Raw genomic sequence first — 22,475 nt, 5'->3', positions numbered from 1 at the left:
TCATCCATGAGCAACATTCAGCGTTTTGAAGCCATGCTGGCCGCCGGCCAGGACAATGCCATGCTGCGTTTCACCCTGGGCAACGCCCATCTGGCGGAAGGGCGGCCGGGAGAGGCCGCCATCCATCTGCGGGCCGCCGTGGGCCAGGATCCCGGGTATTCCGCCGCCTGGAAACTGCTGGGCCGGGCCCTGGCCGAGGGCGGCGCCCTGCACGAGGCCATCGAGGCCTTCGACGAGGGTATCCGGGTGGCCGGGCAGAAGGGCGACCTGCAGGCGGTCAAGGAGATGCAGGTGTTCCGCAAGCGGGCGGAGAAACAGCTGGCCGGGCCGGATCAATGACGGAAGTGACGGACACCGCCGGGCGCAACCAGGCCCCTGAAGGCTATTTGCCGCCTTTCCGGCCTTTCATGCTCCATCCCCGCTACTGGGTGACCTGGCTGGGCATCGGCCTGCTGTGGGCGGTCATGTGGCTACCGCGGCCCGTGGCCCTGGGTCTGGGCCGATTGGTGGGCTGGCTGGCCTGGCGCAGCGGCGGCAAGCGCCGGCACTTTGCCGACGTGAACCTGCGCCTGTGCTTCCCCGACTGGGACGCCGCCCGCCGGGAACAGGTACTGCGGGACCATTTCCGCATCGCCGGTCAATGCTTCGTCGATTATCCGCTGCTGTGGTTCGGCAGTCGCCGTCGTCACCGGCAGCGCATCCGGCTGGTGGACGAGGCCGGGGTACTGGCCATGCAGCAGGCCGGCCGGCCGGTGATCCTCTGTGCCGCCCATGCCCCGGCACTGGATTTCGGCGGTCTGCGGCTGAGCCTGGAGGTGGGCGGCGTGTCCTTTGCCAAGCCCATGTCCAATCCGGTGGTGGAGTGGATCAACACCCGCAGCCGTTCCCAGTACGGGGCCGCCATGTTCTCCCGGGATCAGGGCCTGCGCCCGGCCATTCGACATATCCGTCTGGGCAAGGTGTTCTACTATCTGGGCGACGAGGACCTGGGCCGGGAAAATGCGGTGTTCGCTCCCTTCTTCGGCATCCCCAAGGCCACGGTGCCGGCCCTGGGGCGCCTGGTGAAGCTCACCGGGGCACCGGTGGTACCCGCCATCGGCTTCTACCGCACTGATGAGGACTGTTACGAGCTGGTGATGGCGCCGCCGCTTGAGGACTTTCCCACCGGGGATGACGCGACCGACGCGGCCCGCATGAATGCCGCGCTGGAAGCGCTCATCCGCCGGGATCCGGCCCAATATCTCTGGACACTGCGCTTCTTCAAGACCCGCCCGGAAGGGGCGCCCCGCGTCTACTAGCGACCCGGGCGGCCGAGGGGGCGGGATTGCGTTGAGTCAAATTCTGCTTGACCTGCCCGTCCGGTGCGTTATAAATAAACGTACGTTTACTATTCCCAAAGGCACCATGGCTGAAGCGAACGACACCAAGGATCGTATCCTGGACACGGCGGAACATCTGTTTGCCGAGCGCGGCCTTGGGCAGACCTCCCTGCGCCAGATCACCTCCCATGCCGAAGTCAATCTGGCGGCGGTGAACTATCACTTCGGTTCCAAGGAAGGGCTTATCAAGGCGGTACTGGCGCGGCGGCTGGAACCCCTCAACCGGGAGCGCATCCGTCGTCTGGACCGGTTGGAGCGGCAGGGCAGCATCACCCTGGAAGGCCTGATCGAGGCCTTCATCGGTCCCCCTCTGGAGCTGAGCCGGGACGGGGGGGGCGGCAGCCGTTTCGTGCGACTGATGGGGCGTACCTATACGGAACATGCCAGTTTCCTTCACGAACACATGCGCCACGCCAACGAGGCACTGGTGAGCCGGTTCAAGCCGGCATTCCGGATGGTGCTGCCGGAATTGCCCAAGGCGGAGCTGTACTGGCGGCTGCATTTCCTGCTGGGTGTCATGTCCTATGTGATGGCCGGCAACGACATGATGCAGTTGCTGGCATCCAGCCGGAACGCGGAACTGGAAGAACCCCGGGAAATCATCCGTCGCGTGGTGCCCTTTCTGGCCGCCGGTCTGCGGGCACCGCTACCGGAAGAACTGGCCCGGATGGGGCGGGAAGCAGTGGAGACCGATGCCATGAGCCCGGTCTGAGCGGTCATGACGGGCATGCAGTAATGCCCGGTGTTTTTTTGAGCCTCAGTAAAACAAACGTTTTAATGACGCATTGCAGCATCCACGGTGGCTGCACGATGATTCATCAAGGCACGGCACGTATTATTTTTTTCAATGGAGTAAAACAAACGTTTAATCTTTTGCGCTGCACCATCGGCCTCACGGAGGGCCGGTCACATGCAGCGCATGAAATCCCAAGAAATCAGGCTGCGCAGACAGCCCGGACAGGATCGGAGGTAACACCATGGAAACGCGGACGGATTACATACCCCCCGGGGAAGCCGGCACCTTGCCCCGTCTGTTTCAGGCGCGGGTACGGCGCACCCCCGAGGCCATCGCCTATCGTCAATTCGATGCCGGCCAGGGTCTCTGGCGGGAATGCAGTTGGGCCGCCGCCTCGGCGGCCGTGGAACGCTGGCGGGCGGCCCTGTCCCGGGAAGGCCTCAAGCCGGGTGATGTGGTGGCCATCATGCTGCCCAACAGCGGTGAATGGCTCACCTTTGATCAGGCGGCCCTGAGCCTGGGGCTGGTGGTCGTTCCCCTCTATACCAGCGATCGGGCCGACAACCTGGCCTACATCCTGGAAGACAGCGGCGCCAGCGTGCTGATCCTCCAGCAGGTGGAAACATGGCGTGGTATCGAGCAGGGTGGTCAGGCACTCAAGCGCCTGCAGCGGGTGATCGTGACCCAGGCGGCGGGTCCCATGGACAGCCGAGGGCGGGTCATGGGCCTGGACCAGTGGCTGGAACGGGGCGGCGACGGCGGGGCCGAAGCGATAGCCGCAAACGGCCATGATCTGGCCTCCATCGTCTACACCTCCGGTTCCACGGGACGTCCCAAGGGCGTGAGGTTGTCCCATCTGAACATGCTGGAAAATGCCTGGGCCGGTCTGCAGCGCATCCCCATCTATCCGGACGATCTGTTCCTGTCCTTCCTGCCCCTTTCCCATACCCTGGAGCGCACCATCGGCTATTACGTGCCCGTCATGGCCGGTGCCACGGTGGCCTATGCCCGGTCGGTGAACGACCTGCCCGAGGACCTGGCCCATCACCGTCCCACCGCCCTCGTTTCGGTGCCGCGCATCTATGAGCGGGTCTACGGACGCATCCTGCAGGGACTCAAGGAAAAATCCCCAACTGCCCGGGAGTTGTTCCATCAGGCGGTGGCGGTAGGCTGGCATCGCTATCAGCGTGAGCAGGGCCTGACCTCCTGGCATCCGCGAGAACTGTCATGGCCGCTGCTTCGCGCCCTGGTGGCCGGCAAGGTCACCCGTCGCCTGGGTGGCCGCCTGCGGGTGGCCATCAGCGGCGGCGCTCCCCTCAGCCCCGAGATCTCCCGCCTGTTTCTGGCCCTGGGCGTCCCGGTGCTGGAAGGCTACGGACTCACCGAATCCAGCCCCGTCATTGCCGTCAACACCCTGAAGGACAACCGCCCGGGGAGCGTCGGCAAACCCCTGCCCGGCGTGGAAGTGCGCATCGGTGAACAGGATGAACTGCAGGTGCGCGGTCCCAACATCATGGCTGGTTACTGGAACAACCCCGCCGCCGACCGTCAGGCCCTGACCCGGGATGGCTGGCTGCGCACCGGCGACAAGGCCCGCCTGGACCCGGAGGGGCGCATCACCATCACCGGCCGGATCAAGGAAATCATCGTGCTGGCCAACGGCGAGAAGGTGCCGCCCATCGAGGTGGAGATGGCCATCGCCAACGACCCGATGTTCGAGCAGGTGATGGTGGTGGGGGAGGGGAGACCCTATCTGGTGGCGCTGGTGGTACTCAACGAGGCGATCTGGCGGGAGGTGGCCGCCGAGCACGGCCTGCCCGCCCGCATGGATGCGGCCAGTACCTCGCCGGAGGTGGAAGCCTGGCTGCTGGAACGGATCGGTGACCTGCTGCACCGCTTCCCGGGTTACGTGCAGGTGCGGCGTCTGCGGATCCTGCCCGAACCCTGGACGGTGGACAACGCCATGCTCACGCCCACCCTCAAGCTCAAGCGCAACAGCATCCTGAAATGCTTCCAGGACGATCTGGAGGCTCTGTACGAAGGGCATCACAGCCCCCGCCAGGCCCCGCGTCTGGCCCACTCAAGATGATAATGGAGGAGTCCATGAGTTCAGTGATGATGCACCAGGCGGCGCTTGGCGCCCCCTTTCGTCCGGCGCCCACCTTCATCCGGCGTGCCGCCGTGCTGGGCGCCGGGGTGATGGGGGCGCAGATTGCCGCCCATCTGGTCAATGCCGGCATCCCGGTGGTCCTGTTTGAACTGCCCGCCGACGGCGGCGATCCCAATGCCCATGCCCGTCGCGCCATCCAGGGGTTGGGCAGGATGCAGCCCGCCCCCCTGGCGGACCCGGCCGATGCCGCCCATATCCGTCCCGCCAACTATGACACCGGCCTGTCGGCCCTGTCCGAGTGCGATTTCGTCATCGAGGCCATCGCCGAGCGCATGGACCTCAAGCGGGAACTCTACGGTCGCATCATCCCCTTCCTGTCCGAGGATGCCCTGCTGGCCAGCAACACCTCGGGGCTGTCCATCAATGCCCTGGCCGATGTCCTGCCCAAATCCCTGCGCCGCCGCTTCTGCGGCGTTCATTTCTTCAATCCTCCCCGCTACATGCACCTGGTGGAGCTGATCCCCGGGCGGGAAACCGATCCCGAGGTGCTGGATGCCCTGGAGACCTTCCTGGTGGGCGGTCTTGGCAAGGGGGTGATCCGTGCCCGGGACACACCCAACTTCATCGCCAACCGCGTCGGCGTCTTCTCCCTGGTGGCCACCATCCACCATGCCGAGGCGATGGGCCTGGGGGCGGACGTGGTGGACGCCCTCACCGGTCCCGCCATCGGCCGGCCCAAGTCCGCCACCTTCAGGACCGCGGACGTGGTGGGGCTGGATACCCTGGCTCACGTGGTGGACGGATCGGCCCGTCTGCTGCGGACGGACCCCTGGCAACCCTTCTTCAGGCTGCCGGACTGGATCGGCGGGTTGATCCAGCAGCGGGCCCTGGGCCAGAAGACCGGGGCGGGCGTCTACCGTCGCCAGGACAGGCTGCTGCAGGTCTTTGACCCCTCCCAGGGAGGATACCGGGAGGCTCGCCAGGTGATGGACGAGGCGGTGCGGGAGATCCTGAGCCTGAAGGACCCGGGGGAGCGGCTGGACGCCCTGCGGTCCAGTGAACATCCCCAGGCCCGTTTCCTGTGGGCCATTCAGCGGGATGTCTTCCATTACGCCGCCTGCTGGCTGGCGGAGATTGCCGACAGTGCCCGGGACGTGGATCTGGCCATGCGCTGGGGCTTCGGCTGGGCAAGCGGACCGTTCGAGACCTGGCAGGCGGCGGGCTGGGAGCGGGTGGCCGGCTGGATCCGGGAAGACATCCAGGCCGGACGCAGCCTGGCCGGCGCCCCCTTGCCCGATTGGGTGGATGACGTATCCGAGGTCCACCGCTCGGAAACCTCCTGGGATGCCCATGGGCGGGAGTATGTCGCCCGCTCGCCGTTGCCGGTGTACCGGCGCCAGCTGTTTCCTGACCGGGTGCTGGGAGAGGTTCCTTCGCGCCCCCGTTATGTGACTCTGGATACGGGGGCCGTTCGTCTGTGGCATCTCCAGGAAGACGTGGGCATCCTCAGTTTCCTGACCCCTCAACATGCAGTGGGGGCCGCCGTGCTGGAGGGTGTGCTGCAGGCCGTGACCGAGGCGGAACAGCGCTATCAATCCCTGGTGCTGTGGCAGCCCACCGAACCCTTCTGCGTGGGGGCGGACCTCAAGCAGGTGCTGGCCGCCCTGGAACGCAAGGACTATGGCAGCCTGGAAGACATGCTGGCCCGCTTCCAGGAGGCCACGCTGCGTCTGCGCCACGCCAGCATCCCGGTGGTGGGGGCGGTGCGCGGCCTGGCCCTGGGGGGCGGATGCGAATTTCTCATGCACTGCGACCATGTAGTGGCCGCCATGGAGAGCTACATCGGCCTGGTGGAGGCCGGGGTGGGCCTGATCCCGGCCGGGGGCGGCTGTAAGGAACTGGCCCGGCGGGCGGCCCAGTCCAGCCCTGACGGGGACCTGTTCCCCTTCATCCGCGGCGCTTTTGAAACCGTGGCCCTGGCCAAGGTGTCCCGCAGTGCCAGGGAGGCCCGGCAGATGGGTCTGCTGCGCCCTTCGGACACGGTGGTGCTCAATCCCCACGAGCTCCTGCACGTGGCCCATGTGCAGGCCCGTGCCCTGGTGGAAAGCGGCTACCGGCCCCCCTTGCCGGTGCCTGTCCCGGTGATCGGCAAGGCCGGGCTGGCCAATCTGCAGGCCCAGCTGGTGAACATGCACGAGGGCGGCTTCATCTCCTCCCACGATCTGGCCATCGCCCGTCATGCCGCCGCCGCCCTGTGTGGCGGGGAAGTGGAAAGCGGCAGCAGCGTCAGCGAGGAATGGCTGCTGCAGCTGGAGCGCACCGCGTTCATGGCGCTGCTGCGCACCCCCCAGACCGAGCAGCGGATCGCCCACATGCTCAAGACCGGCAAGCCCCTGCGCAACTGAGCCGAACCGATGACGGCAAGGAGTCATGCATCATGAGTGAAAACGCTGTGTACATTGTTTCTGCCCTGCGCACCCCGGTGGGCAAGGCGCCCCGGGGGAATCTGCGCCACACCCGTCCGGACGACCTGCTGGCCCATGTCATCCGCGGCGTGCTGGATGCCTGTCCCGACCTGGACCCGGCCCTGGTCGACGACGTGGTGGTGGGCTGTGCCATGCCGGAAGGCTCCCAGGGACTCAACGTGGCCCGGGTCGGCGCCCTTCTGGCCGGGTTGCCGGACCGGGTGCCCGGCTATACCGTCAACCGTTTCTGTGCCTCCGGCCTGCAGGCGGTGGCCCTGGCGGCGGACCGCATCCGCCTGGGGGAGAGCGAGGTGATGATCGCCGCCGGCACCGAGTCCATGAGCCAGGTGCCCATGATGGGGCATCGTCCCCAGTTCAATCCTTCCCTGTTCCATGACGAGGGCCAGGTGGGCATTGCCTACGGCATGGGCCTGACCGCCGAAAAGGTGGCGGTCCGCTGGGGCGTGAGCCGGGAGGATCAGGATGCCTTCGCCCTGCAGAGCCATGCCCGCGCCGTCGCCGCAATGGATGCCGGGCATTTCCGGCGGGAGATCCTGCCGGTCACGGTGCGCCATGCGGAGCCGGGCCCCCAGGGGAACTGCATCGCCGTGCGGGAGTGTCGGGTGGACACCGATGAGGGGCCGCGTCCCGACACCAGTGCCGAGGCCCTGGCCCGCCTCAAGCCGGTGTTTTCCGCCACCGGCAGCGTCACCCCCGGCAACAGCTCCCAGATGAGTGACGGCGCCGGTGCCGTGCTGCTGATGAGCGAGCGACAGGTGAAGGCCCTGGGACTGGAACCGCTGGCCCGCTTCGTCGGTTACGCGGTGGCCGGGGTGCCGGCGGAGATCATGGGCATCGGTCCCGTGGAGGCGGTGCCCATGGCCCTGCGCCGCGCCGGCCTGGGCATTCAGGACCTGGACTGGATCGAACTCAACGAGGCCTTCGCCGCCCAGAGCCTGGCGGTGATGCGGGAACTGGATCTGGATCCGGCCCGGGTCAATCCCCTGGGCGGCGCCATCGCCCTGGGGCATCCCCTGGGAGCCACCGGCGCCATTCGCACCGCCACCCTGACCCATGGCCTGCGCCGCACCGGCGGCCGCTACGGCATGGTGACCATGTGCGTGGGCACCGGCATGGGTGCCGCCGGCATCTTCGAGCGCATGTAGGCGCGCCGGACCTGGAAAGCACGGGTTGATGCGACCCGGTGTAAAACGATCGTTTGTATATGGGGCGGGATGCCCTTGCCACCAAGAGGTGAACAAAAATGATGCTGGCAATTGCTATGGCCGTGGCCGTTCTGGGCGGGGTGTACCTGGCCTATCAGGGTGCGCCACTGGTGATCTGGACCCTGGCGGTCTTTCTCTACGCGCTGGGACTGTGGGGCGGCGGCTTGCTGCCGGATGGGGGGATGCTCCTGACCCTGGCGGTGCTGACGCCCCTGGCCCTGGTGCTGAATCTGCCGACGCTGCGCCGTCGCCTGCTGAGCCGTCGGCTGTTCACGGTGTTCAAGCGCAGCCTGCCGCCCATGAGCGCCACCGAACGGGAGGCCCTGGAGGCCGGTGATACCTGGTGGGAAGGGGAGCTGTTCAAGGGCAACCCGGACTGGCAGCGTCTGCGGTCCATCCCGGTGACCCGACTCACCGAGGAGGAACAGGCCTTTCTGGATCACCAGGTGGCTCACCTGTGCCGGATGCTGGACAACGATCGCATCGAACGGGAACAGGGCGACCTGCCCGCCGAGGTGTGGGAATACATCCGCAAGGAGCGCTTCTTCAGCCTGATCATTCCCAAGGCCTACGGTGGCCGGGAGTTTTCCAGCTACGCCCAGAGCTGCGTCGTGACCCGCATCGCCACCCGCAACATCTCCACGGCGGTGACGGTGATGGTCCCCAACTCCCTGGGACCGGGGGAACTGATCCTGCACTACGGCACCCAGGCCCAGAAGGATTACTGGTTGCCCCGGCTGGCGGATGGCCGGGAAATCCCCTGCTTTGCCCTCACCGGTCCCGACGTGGGCTCGGATGCCGCCTCCATGCCGGATTTCGGCGTGGTCTGCCGGGGCATGCACGAAGGCCGGGAGGTCCTGGGGGCGCGGGTCAGTTTCTCCAAGCGCTACATCACCCTGGCCCCGGTGGCCACGGTGGTGGGTCTGGCCTTCCGTCTCCATGACCCGGAGGGTCTGCTGGGCGCGCCCCGGGAACACGGCATCACCTGTGCCCTGGTACCCGCCGCCCATCCGGGCATCCGCATCGGCGACCGCCATCTGCCCATGGGACTGGCCTTCATGAACGGTCCGGTGGAAGGGCGGGACGTGTTCATCCCCCTGGAGTGGATCATCGGCGGCCCGGAAATGGCCGGCAAGGGCTGGCGCATGTTGATGGAATGCCTGTCGGTGGGGCGTGCCATCTCCCTGCCGGCCCTGGGCACCGCGGCCGGGCACATGAGTTTCCGCATGACCGGCGCCTATGCCCGCATCCGGCGCCAGTTCCGGCTGCCCATCGGACGCTTCGAAGGGGTGCAGGAGGCCATGGCCCGCATCGGAGGCTATGCCTACCGCATGGAGGCGGCCCGGCGGCTCACCGCCACCGCCGGCGATCTGGGCATCAAGCCCTCGGTCATCTCCGCCATCGCCAAGTACCACATGACGGAAATGATGCGCCGATCCATCAATGACGCCATGGACGTGCACGGCGGCCGGGGCATCATCTTCGGACCCCGCAACTACCTGGGTTACAGCTACCAGGCCATCCCCGTGGGGATCACGGTGGAGGGGGCCAACATCCTCACCCGCAACCTGATGATCTTCGGCCAGGGGGCGGTGCGCTGCCATCCCTTCGTGTTCCAGGAGATGGAAGCGGTGCGCAATGAGGATCTGGTCGCCTTCGACCGCCTGTTGCTCGGCCATGTGGGATATTCCCTCAACCGGGGGACGCGGGCCCTGGTGCTGGGCCTGACCGGTTCCCGCTGGGCGCAGACACCGGTCCGGTCCGGCCCCACCGCCGATTACTACCGGCAGCTGACCCGGATGAGCGCGGCCCTGGCCTTCGTTTCCGACGTGGCCATGGGGGTGCTGGGCGGGGAACTCAAGCGCAAGGAGCGTCTGTCCGCCCGTCTGGGGGATGTGCTCAGTCACCTCTATCTGGGGTCCGCCGTGCTCAAGTTCCACGAGGATGCCGGTCGCCCGGAGGCAGAGTTGCCGTTCGTGCGCTGGGCCCTGGATGACTCCCTCAACCAGATCGGTCTGGCCTTCGACGAGTTCTTCCGCAACTTCCCCAGCCCCCTGCTGGGCGCCGCGCTGCGGGCCCTGGTCTTCCCCCTGGGCCGTCCCTACCACCCGCCCCGGGACAAGGATGGCCAGTCCATCGCCCAGGCCATGATGCAGACCGGCGGGGTGCGCGACCGCCTCACCGGCATCGGCTTCTGGGCCGAGGATGATGGGGAGGATGCCGTCGGCCGCATGGAGGTGGCCCTGCGCATGCTGGATCAGGTGGAGCCGCTGTATGACCGCTTCCAGAAGCTGGTGGCCCGGGGAGAGGTGGAAGGCCTGACCTTCGGCGAGCGTCTGGCCCAGGCCCGGGAGCGGGGCCTGCTCGACGAAGAGGAAGCCGAACGGCTGCAGGTCTATGAAGACCTGCGCTACGAGTGCGTCCTCACCGATGCCCTGCCGCCGGAGGCCCTTGCCCCGACCGGCGCCAGGCCCTCATCCGGCCGGCGCCGGGAAAGGGCGGATTCCGCCGCCGTATAGGCCCCCTTCAGGCCTGAGGGTTGCCGGGCCCGGCCCGGCAACCCTGTTTCATCCGGGGGGCGGATTCCTTCAGATCCATCAATCCCAGTTCAATGCTCCACCGGTCTGGTATTCGGTCACCCGGGTTTCAAAAAAATTCTTCTCCTTCCTCAGGTTGGCCTGTTCATCCAGCCAGGGCAGCATGTTCTGCGCGCCGGGAAAGGGTTCGTCCAGCCCCAGTTGGCGGGCGCGCCGGTTGGCGATGAAGCGGAACTGATCCACATGCAGCGTCGCGGAGTACCCAAGGATGGGTTCCCGCAGGATGTAGCCCGCATAGTCCGTTTCTGCGGCTTCGGCCTCGTCCCACAGTTCGCGCAGGCGGTGTGGGTCGAGCTGGAGGTTTTCCTCCTGCAGCAACTGGTGCACCACGCGGATGCCGAAGGCGCAGTGCATCACTTCATCACGCATGATGTACTGCAGTTGCTCGGCCGCGCCCTTCATCAACCCCCGGCGTTGCAGGGCAAAGATCGGTGAGAAGCCGTTGTAGAACCAGCATCCTTCAAAAATACCGGCAAAGAACAGATAGGAGAGTGCAAATTCGTGCAGGTTGTCGCGGTTCCTCAAGTCGAAGTCGGAGCGCATCACCCGCTCCAGGCGCTGGTTGGCAAGCACGATCTTGCCGTGGATCTCGGGCACCACACGGTAGCGGTTGTAGATCTCCTGCTGGTCCAGGCCGATGCTCTCGATGCAGTGCTGGTAGGCCCAGGTATGCATGGCCTCCTCATAGACCTGGCGGGCCTGATAGATCTGGAGTTCCGGGGCGCTCATCTTCTCCATCACCGCCAGACCGATGTTGCGCATCGCCAGAATGTCGGAGGTGGTGAGGTAGGCCAGCACGTTTTCGAACACATGGCGCTCTGCCGGAGTGAGCCGGTGGTGGTAGTCATGGACGTCCTGGGCCATGGAAATCTCCAGTGGCGTCCAGTGATTCCTGTTGGCGTTGAGAAAGAACTCCCAGGCCCACGGATAACGGAAGGGCGCGAGTTGGTTGATGTCGGCCTGGCCGTTGATCACGCGCTTGTCCATCGGATTGACCGGTGCCGGTCGCGGCGCGGACGGATCATCGCTCATGGTCTGCGCGGAGGCAGAAAATGTCGGGGGGGTGATCCTGGGCTGACTGGGTGTGACTGGCGCGTTATCCCAGTCGTCGAAGCGAAAGGCATTCATTGGCAGGCCTCGCAATCCGGGTTGTCGATGGCGCAGACCGGCGGCTCGGCGATGGATGCGGCCCTGGAGACACTGGTCTTCTCCATCGCCGTGGCGCCCAGAGTGCGCAGGTAGTAAGTGGTCTTCAGGCCCCGTGACCAGGCCAGCCGGTACAACGCATCGAGCTTGCGCCCGGACGGGGCGGCGACGTAGAGGTTGAGCGACTGCGCCTGATCGATCCATTTCTGCCGGCGTGCCGCTGCCTCCACCAGCCAGACCGGGTCGATCTCGAACGCAGTGGCGTAACGGGTCTTGAGTTCGGGCGGCACACGATTGATGGGGGCAAGCGAGCCATCGAAGTATTTGAGATCGGCAATCATCTCCTCGTCCCAAAGCGCCAGTGCCTTGAGTTCCTCCACCAGGTATTCGTTGACCACGGTGAATTCACCCGACAGATTGGATTTGACATACAGGTTCTGATAGTTGGGTTCGACGGAGGCCGATACACCGACGATGTTGGCGATGGTGGCGGTGGGCGCGATGGCCACGCAGTTGGAATTGCGCATGCCGTGGCGGACGATGCGCGCGCGCAGGGCCTCCCAGTCCAGCGTGCCGCCGCGCTCGATGTCGACGAAGCCACCACGTGCCTCCGCCAGTGCATCCAGGGTGTCGGCCGGTAACACACCGCGCGACCACAGGCTGCCCTCGTAGCTGGAATAGCGTCCGCGCTCCTCGGCCAGCTCGGAGGACGCCAGATAGGCGTGGTAACACAGCGCTTCGGCGGATCGATCGGCAAAGTCCACCGCTTCATCGGATGCGTAGGCCACGCCGATGCGGTGCAGGCAATCGGCAAAGCCCATCAGCCCCAGGCCCACCGGACGGTGGCGCAGGTTGGCGGTACGCGCCTTGGGCGTGGCGTAGTAGTTGATGTCGATGACGTTATCGAGCATGCGCATTGCGGTGCGCACCGTGCGGGCGAGCTTGTCGTGATCCAGGGTCCAGCCCCCGTTGGCACCCCGAATGAGATGGGCCGGCAGGTTCACTGATCCCAGATTGCATACGGCGGTTTCGTCGGCCGAGGTGTTCAGGGTGATCTCGGTGCACAGGTTGGAGCTGTGCACCACGCCCGCGTGCTGTTGCGGGCTGCGCACGTTGCAGGCGTCCTTGAAGGTGATCCACGGGTGGCCGGTTTCGAACAGCATGGTGAGCATCTTGCGCCACAGCTGCAGCGCGGGGACCTTCCTGAACAGCTTCAGTTCGCCGCGCGTGGCCTTGTCCTCGTAGGCCAGATAGGCGGTTTCGAAATCGCGCCCGAAGCGATCGTGCAGGTCGGGCACGTCCACCGGCGAGAACAGCGTCCACTCACCGTCGTCCATCACCCGCTTCATGAACAGGTCCGGAACCCAGTTGGCGGTGTTCATGTCGTGGGTGCGGCGGCGTTCATCACCGGTGTTTTTGCGCAGCTCCAGGAAATCCTCGATATCGAGATGCCAGGTCTCCAGATAGGCGCATACCGCACCCTTGCGCTTGCCGCCCTGATTCACCGCCACCGCAGTGTCGTTGACCACCTTGAGGAAGGGAATCACCCCCTGGCTCTTGCCGTTGGTGCCACGGATCATGCTGCCCAGAGCGCGCACCGGGGTCCAGTCGTTGCCCAGGCCGCCGGCGAACTTCTGCAGCAGGGCGTTTTCCTTGATTGCCTGATAGATGCCCTCCAGGTCGTCGGACACGGTGGTGAGGTAGCAGGAGGACAGCTGGGAATGTCGCGTCCCGCTGTTGAACAATGTGGGTGTGCTGCTCATGAAGTCGAACGATGACAACAGACGGTAGAACTCGATGGCGCGTGCCTCGCGGTCGATCTCGTTCAGTGCAAGGCCCATCGCCACGCGCATGAAGAAAGTCTGCGGCAGTTCGATGCGGGTATCGTCCACATGCAGGAAATAGCGGTCGTACAGGGTCTGCAGGCCGAGGTAGTTGAAGCGCAGATCATTATCGGCGTCCAGCGCCGCGGCCAGGCGCGGCAGGTCGTATTCGCCCAGACGCGGATCGAGCAGACCCGCGTTGATGCCGCGTTCGATCAGCGCCGGGAAGCACTTGGCGTAGCCGTCGGCCATGTCCCCGTGAGTGAGGGGGTGCCCCAGCACTTCCTCGCGCAGGCTGTCGAGCAGCAGGCGCGCAGCCACCCTGGCGTAGGCTGGTTCCCGCTCGGTCAGCGTGCGTGCGGCCAGCACCAGGGATTGGCGCACCGCCGTGGGCAATACACCGTCGTAGAGATCGTTCAGGGCGCGTTCCAGCACGGTGTCGGCGGAAACGCCGCTCAGGCCTTTACAGGCCTCCAGGCAGCGTGCGCGCAATGCAGCGCGATCCAGTGGCATGTGATGTTCGCTGCAGGGCGCGGAGGTACGCGCCGCCTGTGCGTGTCCGGACAACGGCGACCCTTTGCGGGTGGCGGAGGATTCGGTTTTGGTATGGCTGGCGACTGCCTGCATGCTTGTACTCCCATGGCATCGAGGCGTAATGCCGACACGGCGGGCTGCGTGTTCCGCCATGGAGACACCCCGCCCCAGGTAAAAAAGCCGGCCCGTCATTCGGGTCGGCGCAGCGTCGGCAGGTCGGGGTCTTGCCCGGTATCGGCCTTCGCGCATTCGCCTCGCAGTGTAGCGCCGGTGCTTCGCCAGTGACAAGCTGAAAATACTACATGTTGAGTTTTTTTATATTTTTAAGACTATATGTAGTGATCTGGTGGTGTGGTGGCAGAAAGCGGTATGCCAGCCTCACCGGGCCGGCGTCAAGAAAAAGTCCCGGCGCGATGGCCGGGACAGCAGCGGTTCAAAAACGTAACGGATCAGGGCCGGGCGGCACGCAGCGCCTTTGCGGCGGCCACCATCCGGGTCAGGGCCGGGATCACCTCGTTCCACTGGCGGGTCTTGAGGCCGCAATCCGGATTCACCCACAGGCGTTCGGCGGGAATCCGCTCCGCGGCCTTGGTCATCAGGTCGACCATGTGGGCTTCGGTCGGGATGTTGGGCGAGTGGATGTCATAGACGCCGGGTCCGATCTCGTTGGGGTACTTGAATCGGTCGAAGGCATCCAGCAGTTCCATGTCGGAGCGCGAGGTCTCGATGGTGATCACGTCGGCATCCATGGCGGCGATCGACTCGATGATGTCGTTGAACTCCGAGTAGCACATGTGGGTGTGGATCTGGGTCTCGTCGCCCACCCCGTTGGCGGTGATGCGGAAGGATTCCACCGCCCAGTCCAGATAGTCCTGCCACTGGGAACGGCGCAGGGGAAGGCCCTCGCGCAGTGCCGCCTCGTCGATCTGAATGATGCCCACGCCGGCCTTTTCCAGGTCCAGCACCTCCTCGCGGATGGCCAGCGCCAGCTGCCGACAGGACACCGCACGCGGCTGGTCGTCGCGCACAAAGGACCAGTTGAGGATGGTCACCGGGCCGGTGAGCATGCCCTTCATGGGTTTGTCGGTGAGCGACTGGGCATGGCTGATCCAGTCCACGGTCATCGGCCGCGGGCGACTGATGTCGCCGAACAGGATGGGCGGCTTGACGCAGCGGGAGCCGTAGGACTGCACCCAGCCGAACTGGCTGAAGGCGTAGCCGTCGAGCTGTTCACCGAAATACTCCACCATATCGTTGCGCTCGGCCTCGCCGTGCACCAGCACGTCCAGCCCAAGCGCCTCCTGCTCGCGCACACAGCGCGCGATCTCCCCGTGCATGATCTCCTGATAGGCTGCCGCGTCGATCTCACCCGCCTTGAAACGCCGCCGCGCCACGCGGATTTCGCTGGTCTGCGGGAACGAGCCGATGGTGGTGGTGGGGAACTTCGGCAGCTGGAGCCGCGCCGCCTGCCGGATAGCACGCTCGGCATAGGGGCTACGGCGCTGGCCCATGCCGGCATCGATCCCGGCGATGGCCGCCTTCACGGTCGGATTGTTCACCCGGGGAGAGTGTCGGCGCGCCTCGATGGCGGCGCGGTTGGCAACCAGTTCGGCCCTGACCGCCTCGCGCCCCTGATTCAGGGCTGTCGCCAGGATGCGCAGCTCCTCCAGCTTCTGCCTGGCGAAGGCCAGCCAGGACTTGATCTCGCCATCCAGCTTGCGCTCGCTGTCCAGGTCCACCGGCACATGCAGCAGGGAGCAGGACGGCGCGATCCACAGGCGCTCGCCGAGCTGCGCGTGGATCGGCTCCAGCCAGTCCAGCACCCCGTTCAGATCGGTCTTCCAGATATTGCGCCCGTTGATGACACCCAGCGACAGCACCTTGCCGGAAGGCAACAGGTTCAGCAGCGGCGTGATGTCATCGCGGCCGTTGATGGCGTCGATGTGCAGGCCGGCCACGGGCAGGTTGGCGACCAGATAGCGCTGGTCCTGGAGTTCGCCGAAATAGGTCGCCAGCAGCAGCTTCACGGGCACGCTCTTGAGGGTGTGATAGGCGTCCTCGAAGGCATGGCGCCACGGCGCGTCCAGTTCAGTGACCAGGATGGGTTCGTCGATCTGCACCCACTCGACCCCATGGGCCGCCAGGGTGTTCAGCAGTTCTCCGTACACCGGCAGCAGGCGATCGAGCAGGGCGAGGCGGTCGGCCCCATCCTTCGACTTGCCCAGCGCCAGATAGGTCACCGGACCGATGATGACCGGCTTGGCGCCCACGCCTTGTGCCCTGGCTTCCTCCAGCTGCGCCAGCAGGCGGGAGGCATCAAGCCTGAAAGCCGTGTCGGCGGTGAATTCCGGCACGATGTAGTGATAATTGGTGTCGAGCCACTTGGTCATCTCGCCGGCGGCGACGCCTCCGCAACGGGCCTGGGCATCCGCTTCGGGCGCCGAGCGCCCGCGGGCGACACGGAAATAGTTGTCCAGCGCATCCCCTTCGAAGCCTTGCACGCGCTCGGGCAGGTTACCCAGCGTAAAGCTCATGTCGAGCATCTGGTCATAGAAGGCGAAATCCCCCACCGGTACCAGGTCCAGACCTGCCTGGTCCTCCCAGTGGCGCGCGCGCAGCTGGGCGCCCACCGCCTTGAGGGCATCCAGGGATGACTCACCCTTCCAGTAAGATTCCAGAGCGAACTTCAATTCCCGCCTGGCACCGATGCGGGGAAAGCCGAGGTTGTGCGTGATGGCCATGCCGATTGTCCTGAGTGGTGAATGGATGACACCATTCTGATCGGCCATTACCATGAATAAAAATGGTTTTATTTCATCAAAGCATGTATGAAATTCATGTGAGGCGGATGCCATGACACACCTGGACCGTTCCCATCTGGCGATCATCCGTGCCGTGGATCAGCACGGCTCCCTGACCGCCGCCGCCGAGCACCTGCATCTCACCCAGTCGGCCCTGAGCCATGCGGTGCGCAAGCTGGAAGCGCAGCTCGGCGTGGCCATCTGGTACCGGGAGGGCCGAAGTCTGCGCCCGACCCAGGCGGGTGAATATCTGCTGGCGGTGGCCCATCGCCTGCTGCCCCAATTTGCCCACGCGGAAGCCCGTCTGCGGCAATTCGCCCAGGGGGAGCGCGGCGCCCTGCGCATCGGCATCGAATGCCATCCCTGCTATCAGTGGCTGCTGAAGGTGGTCGCCCCCTACCTTGACGCCTGGCCGGACGTGGACGTGGATGTGAAGCAGGAATTCCAGTTCGGCGGCATCGGCGCGCTGTTCGGCCACGAGATCGACCTGCTGGTCACGCCCGATCCCCTCTACACCCGCGGCCTGCGGTTCGAGCCGGTGTTCGACTATGAGCAGGTGCTTGTGGTCGGCAAGGGGCATCGCCTCTGCCATGTCCCTTTCGTGGAGCCGGCGCAACTCGCGGAAGAGACGTTGATCACCTATCCGGTGGCCATCGACCGGCTCGACATCTACACCCGATTCCTCCTGCCGGCGGGCATCCGGCCCAAGCGTCACAAGCCCATCGAGACCACCGACATCATGTTGCAGATGGTGGCCGGCGGACGCGGCGTGGCGGCCCTGCCGCGCTGGCTGGTGGAGGAACATGCCCAGCGGCTTGACCTGACCTCGGTGCCGCTGGGGGCGCAGGGCATCGCCAAGCAGATCTTTCTTGGTATCCGGCAAGCCGATGCCGACATTGACTATCTGCGCGCCTTCATCGCGCTGGCGCGCACCCTTCGGGACCGCGCGGAACCGCCGACGGCATGATGCCCGTGGCGGCCCGCATCCGTCCCCTCCGGATCAGAAACGATGATTGAACGAGGCGGTGAGTATCTGCACCGAGCTTTCATAGCCACCGGAGATCTCGGGCAGGGCCGATTCCCCGTTGAGCACGATGTCCGCGTCCTTGAGGCGGATGTAGGCATACCCCAGATCCAGGCGGGTCCGGTCGGACGGCTGGAAGGTGGCCCCCACGGTTACCCAGGTGCGGTCATCGTCGGGGATGCGCGGGGTGCGGCAGCAGGTGCTCACCGGGCTCTCGTCATGGGCCAGCCCGCCTCTCAGGGTCCAGCGTTCATTGACCCGATAGCTGGCGCCCACGGCCAGGAACCAGGTGTCCTGCCAGTTGTATTCATCCACGCTCTCGGAAATGGCGCTGATGGGCAGGCCGGTGACCGGGTCCGTGGCCAGGGCGATGTCATCCGCAAACCGGATGCGCAGTTCGTCGAAGCGGCTCCAGCGGGTCCAGGTGGCGTCCGCCATCACCGACCAGCGAGGCCCGATGTCCTGATGCAGACCAAGGCCGACGGTCTCCGGCAGTTCCAGCTTGGCCGTGCCGCCCACCTTCTGGGGATCGGCGGTGACCGGTCCCAGACCGGCCGGGGTATAGCGGGCGTGGCCCGACAGCTCATGGCTGATGCGGGAACGGTAGGCCAGCCCCAGGCGCGTGCCCGCCACGGGTTCATACAGCAGGCCCAGATTGAAGCCGTAGGTCCAGTCGTCCCCCTCCACCTGGATCTTGCCGTCGGTGTCCGGGGTGATGCCCGCCCCCGGCACGGCGCTGCTCAGACTGGCGTCCGCATACTGGGCCGATAGACCGATCCCCAGCGCCAGCCGGGGGGACACCCGCCAGGCCAGGGCGGGATTGATGTCCACGGTGAGCAGGTCGGTATTGATGGCATCGTAACGGCCCACCCAGCGGCGGACATAATCGGTCTCCAGGCCATAGGGCACCGTCACGCTCAGCCCCAGGCGCAGCCCTTCACCCAGATCCCGGGCCACGAAGGCCGCCGGCACGAAGGCCCCCTGATCGCTCTTGCTGTGATGGGCGCCGGGGTAGGGCAGACCGGCCGTCGGGTTGTCCGAGGCATATTCGAACTGCGGCAGGATCAGGCTGCCCACCAGAGAGATCTCGGTCCCGGTGCCGTAGGCCAGGGCGGCGGGATTGAAAAAACTGTAACTGATGTCCTCCGCCCCCGCCGTGGCCCCCGCAAAGGCATTGCCCAGGGCGGCGGCGCTCTGCTCCTTGAGGGCGAAGGCGGCCCCCTGGGCGCCGCCGGACAGGGCACTCATCAGCAGGGCGCCGGGCAAGGCCGCCTGCCAGGCACGGCGGCGGGTGAAACGTCCATCACTGCTGTCATTGCGCATGATTGCGCCTCCTCAACCTTGGATCCATGGTGGTTTATTCGTTCTAATTTGATCGTTTGTTCGATCGCTTATAAGCTTATGCAGGCCTTGATTTTCTTTCAAGCGTTTGAAACACTCGGGGCATTGCCCACCCCCAGGAGTCCGAACGGATGAACCTGTACTTCCGGCTGCTTCTGCTGATGATCACCATGCGTTTCCGGCCCCGTCTGGGTCCCCTGGACGAGTCGGTGCTGCGGATGCGGGTATTGCCCAACGACCTGGATCTGAACCGCCACATGAACAACGCCCGGTTTCTGCTGCTGATGGACCTGGGGCGGGTGGACCTGATGTTCCGCAGCGGCATGGGCAGGCTGGTGGTGCAGGAAAAATGGATGCCGGTCATTGCCTCGTCCATGATGCGCTGGCGCCGCTCCCTCATGCCCTTCGAGCGCTTCGAACTGCGCACCCGGGTGCTCTACTGGGACGACAAGTGGTTCTATATGGAACAACGCTTCGTGCGGCAGGGGCGCACCGTGGCCATCGGTCTGGTGAAGGGACTGATCCGCTGCAAGGGCGGCCACGTGGCCCCGGAACGGGTCTTTGCCAAATCCCTGGGCTTCACCCCGGAAACACCGCCCCGGCCCACCGCCATCGAAGACTGGCTGGCCATGGAGAGCCACCTGTCCGGCGTGGATTGAATGGCGCTGATTGCAGAATAAACCTGACCTGAAACAGGAAGTGCGTCACAAAATCGGCTAATCTCGACTTCAGGACCATGCATTGGAAAAGGTCATGGAGTACAGGGAACCCGTGCGGCCCGAATGGGGTAGGGTCGCGGCATCTCACCTTGATCAATCCCCGATCACATCTCTTATCGCGGACGCGAAGCCGCCGGCCTGTCGCCATCGGGGCGACGTTTTACTGTTTGCCGGGCGGGTGCTGTGTTTCATCTCCAGGGTTGAATGGAATGCGTCGGTATCGCTTGGCGAACGTTGTATTTCATTCCGTGCATGTCAATTTATACAGGATCCGGATAGCACCGACTGCGTGGGTGCCTTCAATCATTGGGGGGCTGAGTTGGGCGTACCTTTTCGGGCTGGATGGTTTTTTGAATCAGAGGGTTGTGGGGGCGGGACGGAAGATGGGTGTGTTGTTGGTTGGAGGTGAAGCGGGTTACTGGGGTGTGCTATGCGGAATCTGTCTTTCCTTGGGAAGACAGATTCTGTCGAATAAATCTGTTGGGGCAGGAATACGGAATTTTATTTGCATACCGTTTGATGCCATCAAGAGAAAAATTAAGCAGAAAAATTCGGAAAATCATGCTATTCAATGACACAAAAACTTCGCTGGATAACGGAGTTGATCCAGCGAAGTTTTTGTGTCATTGATGAGCCCTCATTTTTCTGCCGTTGCGGATCTTGATGGCGCTACCTCGGTTCCAGGCTACGCGGGCTTTGAGCCACTTATGATAGCCCCAACAACTCGCAAGAGCAGATCTTGGCTGCGCTGCGCTCCGCCAAGACTGCTCAGCTTTATTCGTTAGCCTTCGTAGCGCATCAGTGCGGCACTCAAGAGCGCAACGTTGGTTAACTTGCAGTTGGAGTCGTAAATGTCTCGTAAGTGCATAATATGCGGCAAGCCCGCAGGATCAAGAGAGCATCTATTTCCCGCGGCCTTTGGCGGCAGAAGGGTCAGTAAGAAAATATACTGCGAAGCGCATAACAATGCGCTCGGTATTCATGTTGTTGCACTGCTTGAAGCGCTGGAATACTTTAATGCCGCTCTTGGTGTTCGCTCTGATCATAGACGTTCTCCAAAGCCGTATGAGGTTGAGGTGGAAACTGGAGAACGTTTTCATGTACTGCGCGATCAGTTCGATATCGCGCCACCGCGGCCCCTTCGAGAGACGCCGGAATTGGTGGAGCGGTCTGCGACATTGAAATTTTCGAGCAAAGAACAGTTTTATGAATGGGCTGAAAGTCAGCGGCGGGACGGCTATAAAGTTCAGAAAATTTCAGAGTCTAAATTCGAGAAGCAGTACTTTTCTGGGCCAATTAAGTTATCAATGGAGTTTGGGAACGAGGAATTCCGCCGCGCCATTGCATATCTTGGGTTAACGTACCTAGCGCACTACTATCCTGATGCCGCCCGACAGAGTGGACTCGAATCAATCAAGTTGTACGTCCTTGGAGAGGAGCCGGTCGAAGATCGGGTCTGGTGGGTGGATCCACATAAAATTACCTCCTGCGTAAGTGGTGAATTCAAGGCAACTCATTTCGTTACGGTCGTGATTGAGGAAGGCGGAAACTCATATGCACAGGTGGGTTTTTTTGGGAATCTATGTTTAACGGTTAGTCTTGGTTCGGTGCAGGGCGTCAAGCCAGAATGCGTAACCACCTATATCAACTCAACTGCAGAGTCAGCTGCTCCAGACATTGACGTAATAGTGGACCGTGAGCTCGGGGGGGGGATTCATTTAGGTTCGCCTGAACAGGGTAAGGAGTATCTTTCAAAGGTAATAGGCGGCGAAATCGCCCACCCAGTGTCTCAGATACTTAAAGCGCTTGACGACGAGCATCTAAATGCTGAGGTAGAAGGGATTCGCCGGAGATTAGATGATGCTCAGGGGCAACCCAAAGACGTAAGAGAAAATGTTTTGGTGGAAATTGTTGATGAGCAAGGGCAGCGGATATTCAACCATCTGCATACAGGAATTTCGGAGTTAATCGAAAGAAACCGAGATTTTCCTGCTCATATTCGGGCCCGGCTTGAAGAGTTAATCGCGCCAGATTCGGATTCGCCGAGTGGTCTATCGGATGCCGCGTTGACTGCCTTAGAGCGGGGAAAGATCGGCTTCGCCAACGAAATATCACGTCTTCAGGAAAATGGTCAACTTACAGATGAAACGCTGAAATTGCTACTTGCTGGTGGACTTGGATGCGCTGCCGTTTTGAGGCCGGTGCTTGATGACTTTCAAGCATCACTGCCACAGTAACTGTCGAGGTGGCGGCTAACAAGCGGCGGCAGTCGGATCAAGTTCCAGCTCGTTTCTCGCTACAACTTGCCCGCTGCGCCGGGCGGTTGAACTAAGCCGCATTCGCGGCAGCTTTCTCCGTCCTTGCCTGCGTAAATTGCACTGATCATCAAGACTCTCTTCAGGGCCATGTTTGCCCTGACATTTGAGAGGAGATCAGTGATGACACCCTTACGTCGCCAGATGCTGGATGCGATGTGCCAGCGTGGTTTTTCACCGCGGACCCAGCAGAGCTATATCTACGCGGCCAGATCCCTGGCTGCCTATTTTGGCCGTTCTCCGGCACGGCTTTCGATGC

Annotated in this window: 13 protein-coding genes and 1 pseudogene; 10 read left to right on the top strand and 4 right to left on the bottom strand. The window is 63.9% G+C overall.

Translation table 11 applies throughout. The features are described from left to right. Nucleotides 1-6 precede the first annotated feature (6 nt). From CKO35_RS00075 to CKO35_RS00045, 7 genes are all read left to right on the top strand, one after another. Nucleotides 7-339, top strand: coding sequence for a tetratricopeptide repeat protein (locus CKO35_RS00075; protein WP_200171298.1), 333 nt, complete (start codon nt 7-9; stop codon nt 337-339). Beyond that, nucleotides 336-1,298, top strand: coding sequence for an LpxL/LpxP family acyltransferase (locus CKO35_RS00070; RefSeq protein WP_200171296.1), 963 nt, complete (start codon nt 336-338; stop codon nt 1,296-1,298). Before CKO35_RS00075 ends, CKO35_RS00070 begins: the two co-directional genes overlap by 4 nt. A 106-nt stretch (nt 1,299-1,404) precedes the next feature. After that, nucleotides 1,405-2,091 (top strand): TetR/AcrR family transcriptional regulator, encoded by a 687-nt coding sequence (locus CKO35_RS00065; RefSeq protein WP_200171294.1) that lies wholly within the window; start codon nt 1,405-1,407, stop codon nt 2,089-2,091. 265 nt (nt 2,092-2,356) lie between these two features. After that, the gene (locus tag CKO35_RS00060; RefSeq protein WP_200171292.1) at nt 2,357-4,204 is read left to right on the top strand and encodes an AMP-dependent synthetase/ligase; all 1,848 of its coding nucleotides are present in this window, start codon (nt 2,357-2,359) and stop codon (nt 4,202-4,204) included. 14 nt (nt 4,205-4,218) lie between these two features. Continuing rightward, nucleotides 4,219-6,630 (top strand): 3-hydroxyacyl-CoA dehydrogenase/enoyl-CoA hydratase family protein, encoded by a 2,412-nt coding sequence (locus CKO35_RS00055; protein WP_200171291.1) that lies wholly within the window; start codon nt 4,219-4,221, stop codon nt 6,628-6,630. Nucleotides 6,631-6,662: 32 nt separating this feature from the next. Beyond that, nucleotides 6,663-7,856, top strand: coding sequence for an acetyl-CoA C-acyltransferase (locus tag CKO35_RS00050; protein ID WP_200171289.1), 1,194 nt, complete (start codon nt 6,663-6,665; stop codon nt 7,854-7,856). Nucleotides 7,857-7,954: 98 nt separating this feature from the next. Then, a complete protein-coding gene (locus tag CKO35_RS00045; RefSeq protein WP_200171287.1) occupies nt 7,955-10,435 on the top strand; it encodes an acyl-CoA dehydrogenase in 2,481 nt (826 codons plus the stop codon). Between the two features lie 78 nt (nt 10,436-10,513). Here the strand turns inward: CKO35_RS00045 and CKO35_RS00040 are convergent, their stop codons facing one another. From CKO35_RS00040 to metE, 3 genes and pseudogenes are all read right to left on the bottom strand, one after another. Next, nucleotides 10,514-11,641 carry a ribonucleotide-diphosphate reductase subunit beta gene (locus CKO35_RS00040; protein ID WP_242466930.1) on the bottom strand — a complete coding sequence of 376 codons (1,128 nt, stop codon included), beginning with the start codon at nt 11,639-11,641 and terminating at the stop codon, nt 10,514-10,516. Beyond that, nucleotides 11,638-13,992: pseudogene (locus CKO35_RS00035) on the bottom strand (ribonucleoside-diphosphate reductase subunit alpha); the annotation flags it as partial. The gene CKO35_RS00040 and the pseudogene CKO35_RS00035, both read right to left, overlap by 4 nt. Nucleotides 13,993-14,465: 473 nt before the next feature. After that, nucleotides 14,466-16,757, bottom strand: a complete 2,292-nt coding sequence (gene metE, locus CKO35_RS00030) for a 5-methyltetrahydropteroyltriglutamate--homocysteine S-methyltransferase (RefSeq protein WP_200171283.1) — start codon at nt 16,755-16,757, stop codon at nt 14,466-14,468. A 112-nt stretch (nt 16,758-16,869) separates the two neighbouring features. Here metE and CKO35_RS00025 point away from each other — a divergent pair, with 112 nt between their 5' ends. After that, nucleotides 16,870-17,784: a LysR family transcriptional regulator gene (locus CKO35_RS00025; protein WP_200171281.1), complete on the top strand. Its 915-nt coding sequence runs from the start codon at nt 16,870-16,872 to the stop codon at nt 17,782-17,784. 33 nt (nt 17,785-17,817) lie between these two features. On the opposite strand, the gene CKO35_RS00020 is transcribed toward CKO35_RS00025, so the two are convergent. Then, the gene (locus CKO35_RS00020; RefSeq protein WP_200171279.1) at nt 17,818-19,164 is read right to left on the bottom strand and encodes an OmpP1/FadL family transporter; all 1,347 of its coding nucleotides are present in this window, start codon (nt 19,162-19,164) and stop codon (nt 17,818-17,820) included. 149 nt (nt 19,165-19,313) lie between these two features. Between CKO35_RS00020 and CKO35_RS00015 the strand changes: the two genes are divergently transcribed. Together CKO35_RS00015 and CKO35_RS00010 are read left to right on the top strand one after the other, a co-directional pair. Continuing rightward, nucleotides 19,314-19,841: a thioesterase family protein gene (locus CKO35_RS00015; RefSeq protein ID WP_200171278.1), complete on the top strand. Its 528-nt coding sequence runs from the start codon at nt 19,314-19,316 to the stop codon at nt 19,839-19,841. 911 nt (nt 19,842-20,752) lie between these two features. Further along, on the top strand, nt 20,753-22,138 hold the full coding sequence (locus tag CKO35_RS00010) for an HNH endonuclease (protein ID WP_200171275.1): 1,386 nt from the start codon (nt 20,753-20,755) through the stop codon (nt 22,136-22,138). Nucleotides 22,139-22,475: the final 337 nt, after the last annotated feature.

The organism is Ectothiorhodospira shaposhnikovii (assembly GCF_016584105.1).
Classification (GTDB): Bacteria; Pseudomonadota; Gammaproteobacteria; order Ectothiorhodospirales; family Ectothiorhodospiraceae; genus Ectothiorhodospira; species Ectothiorhodospira shaposhnikovii.
Note: the sequence above shows the minus strand (reverse complement) of the source record. Positions and strands in the feature narration are given on the sequence as shown.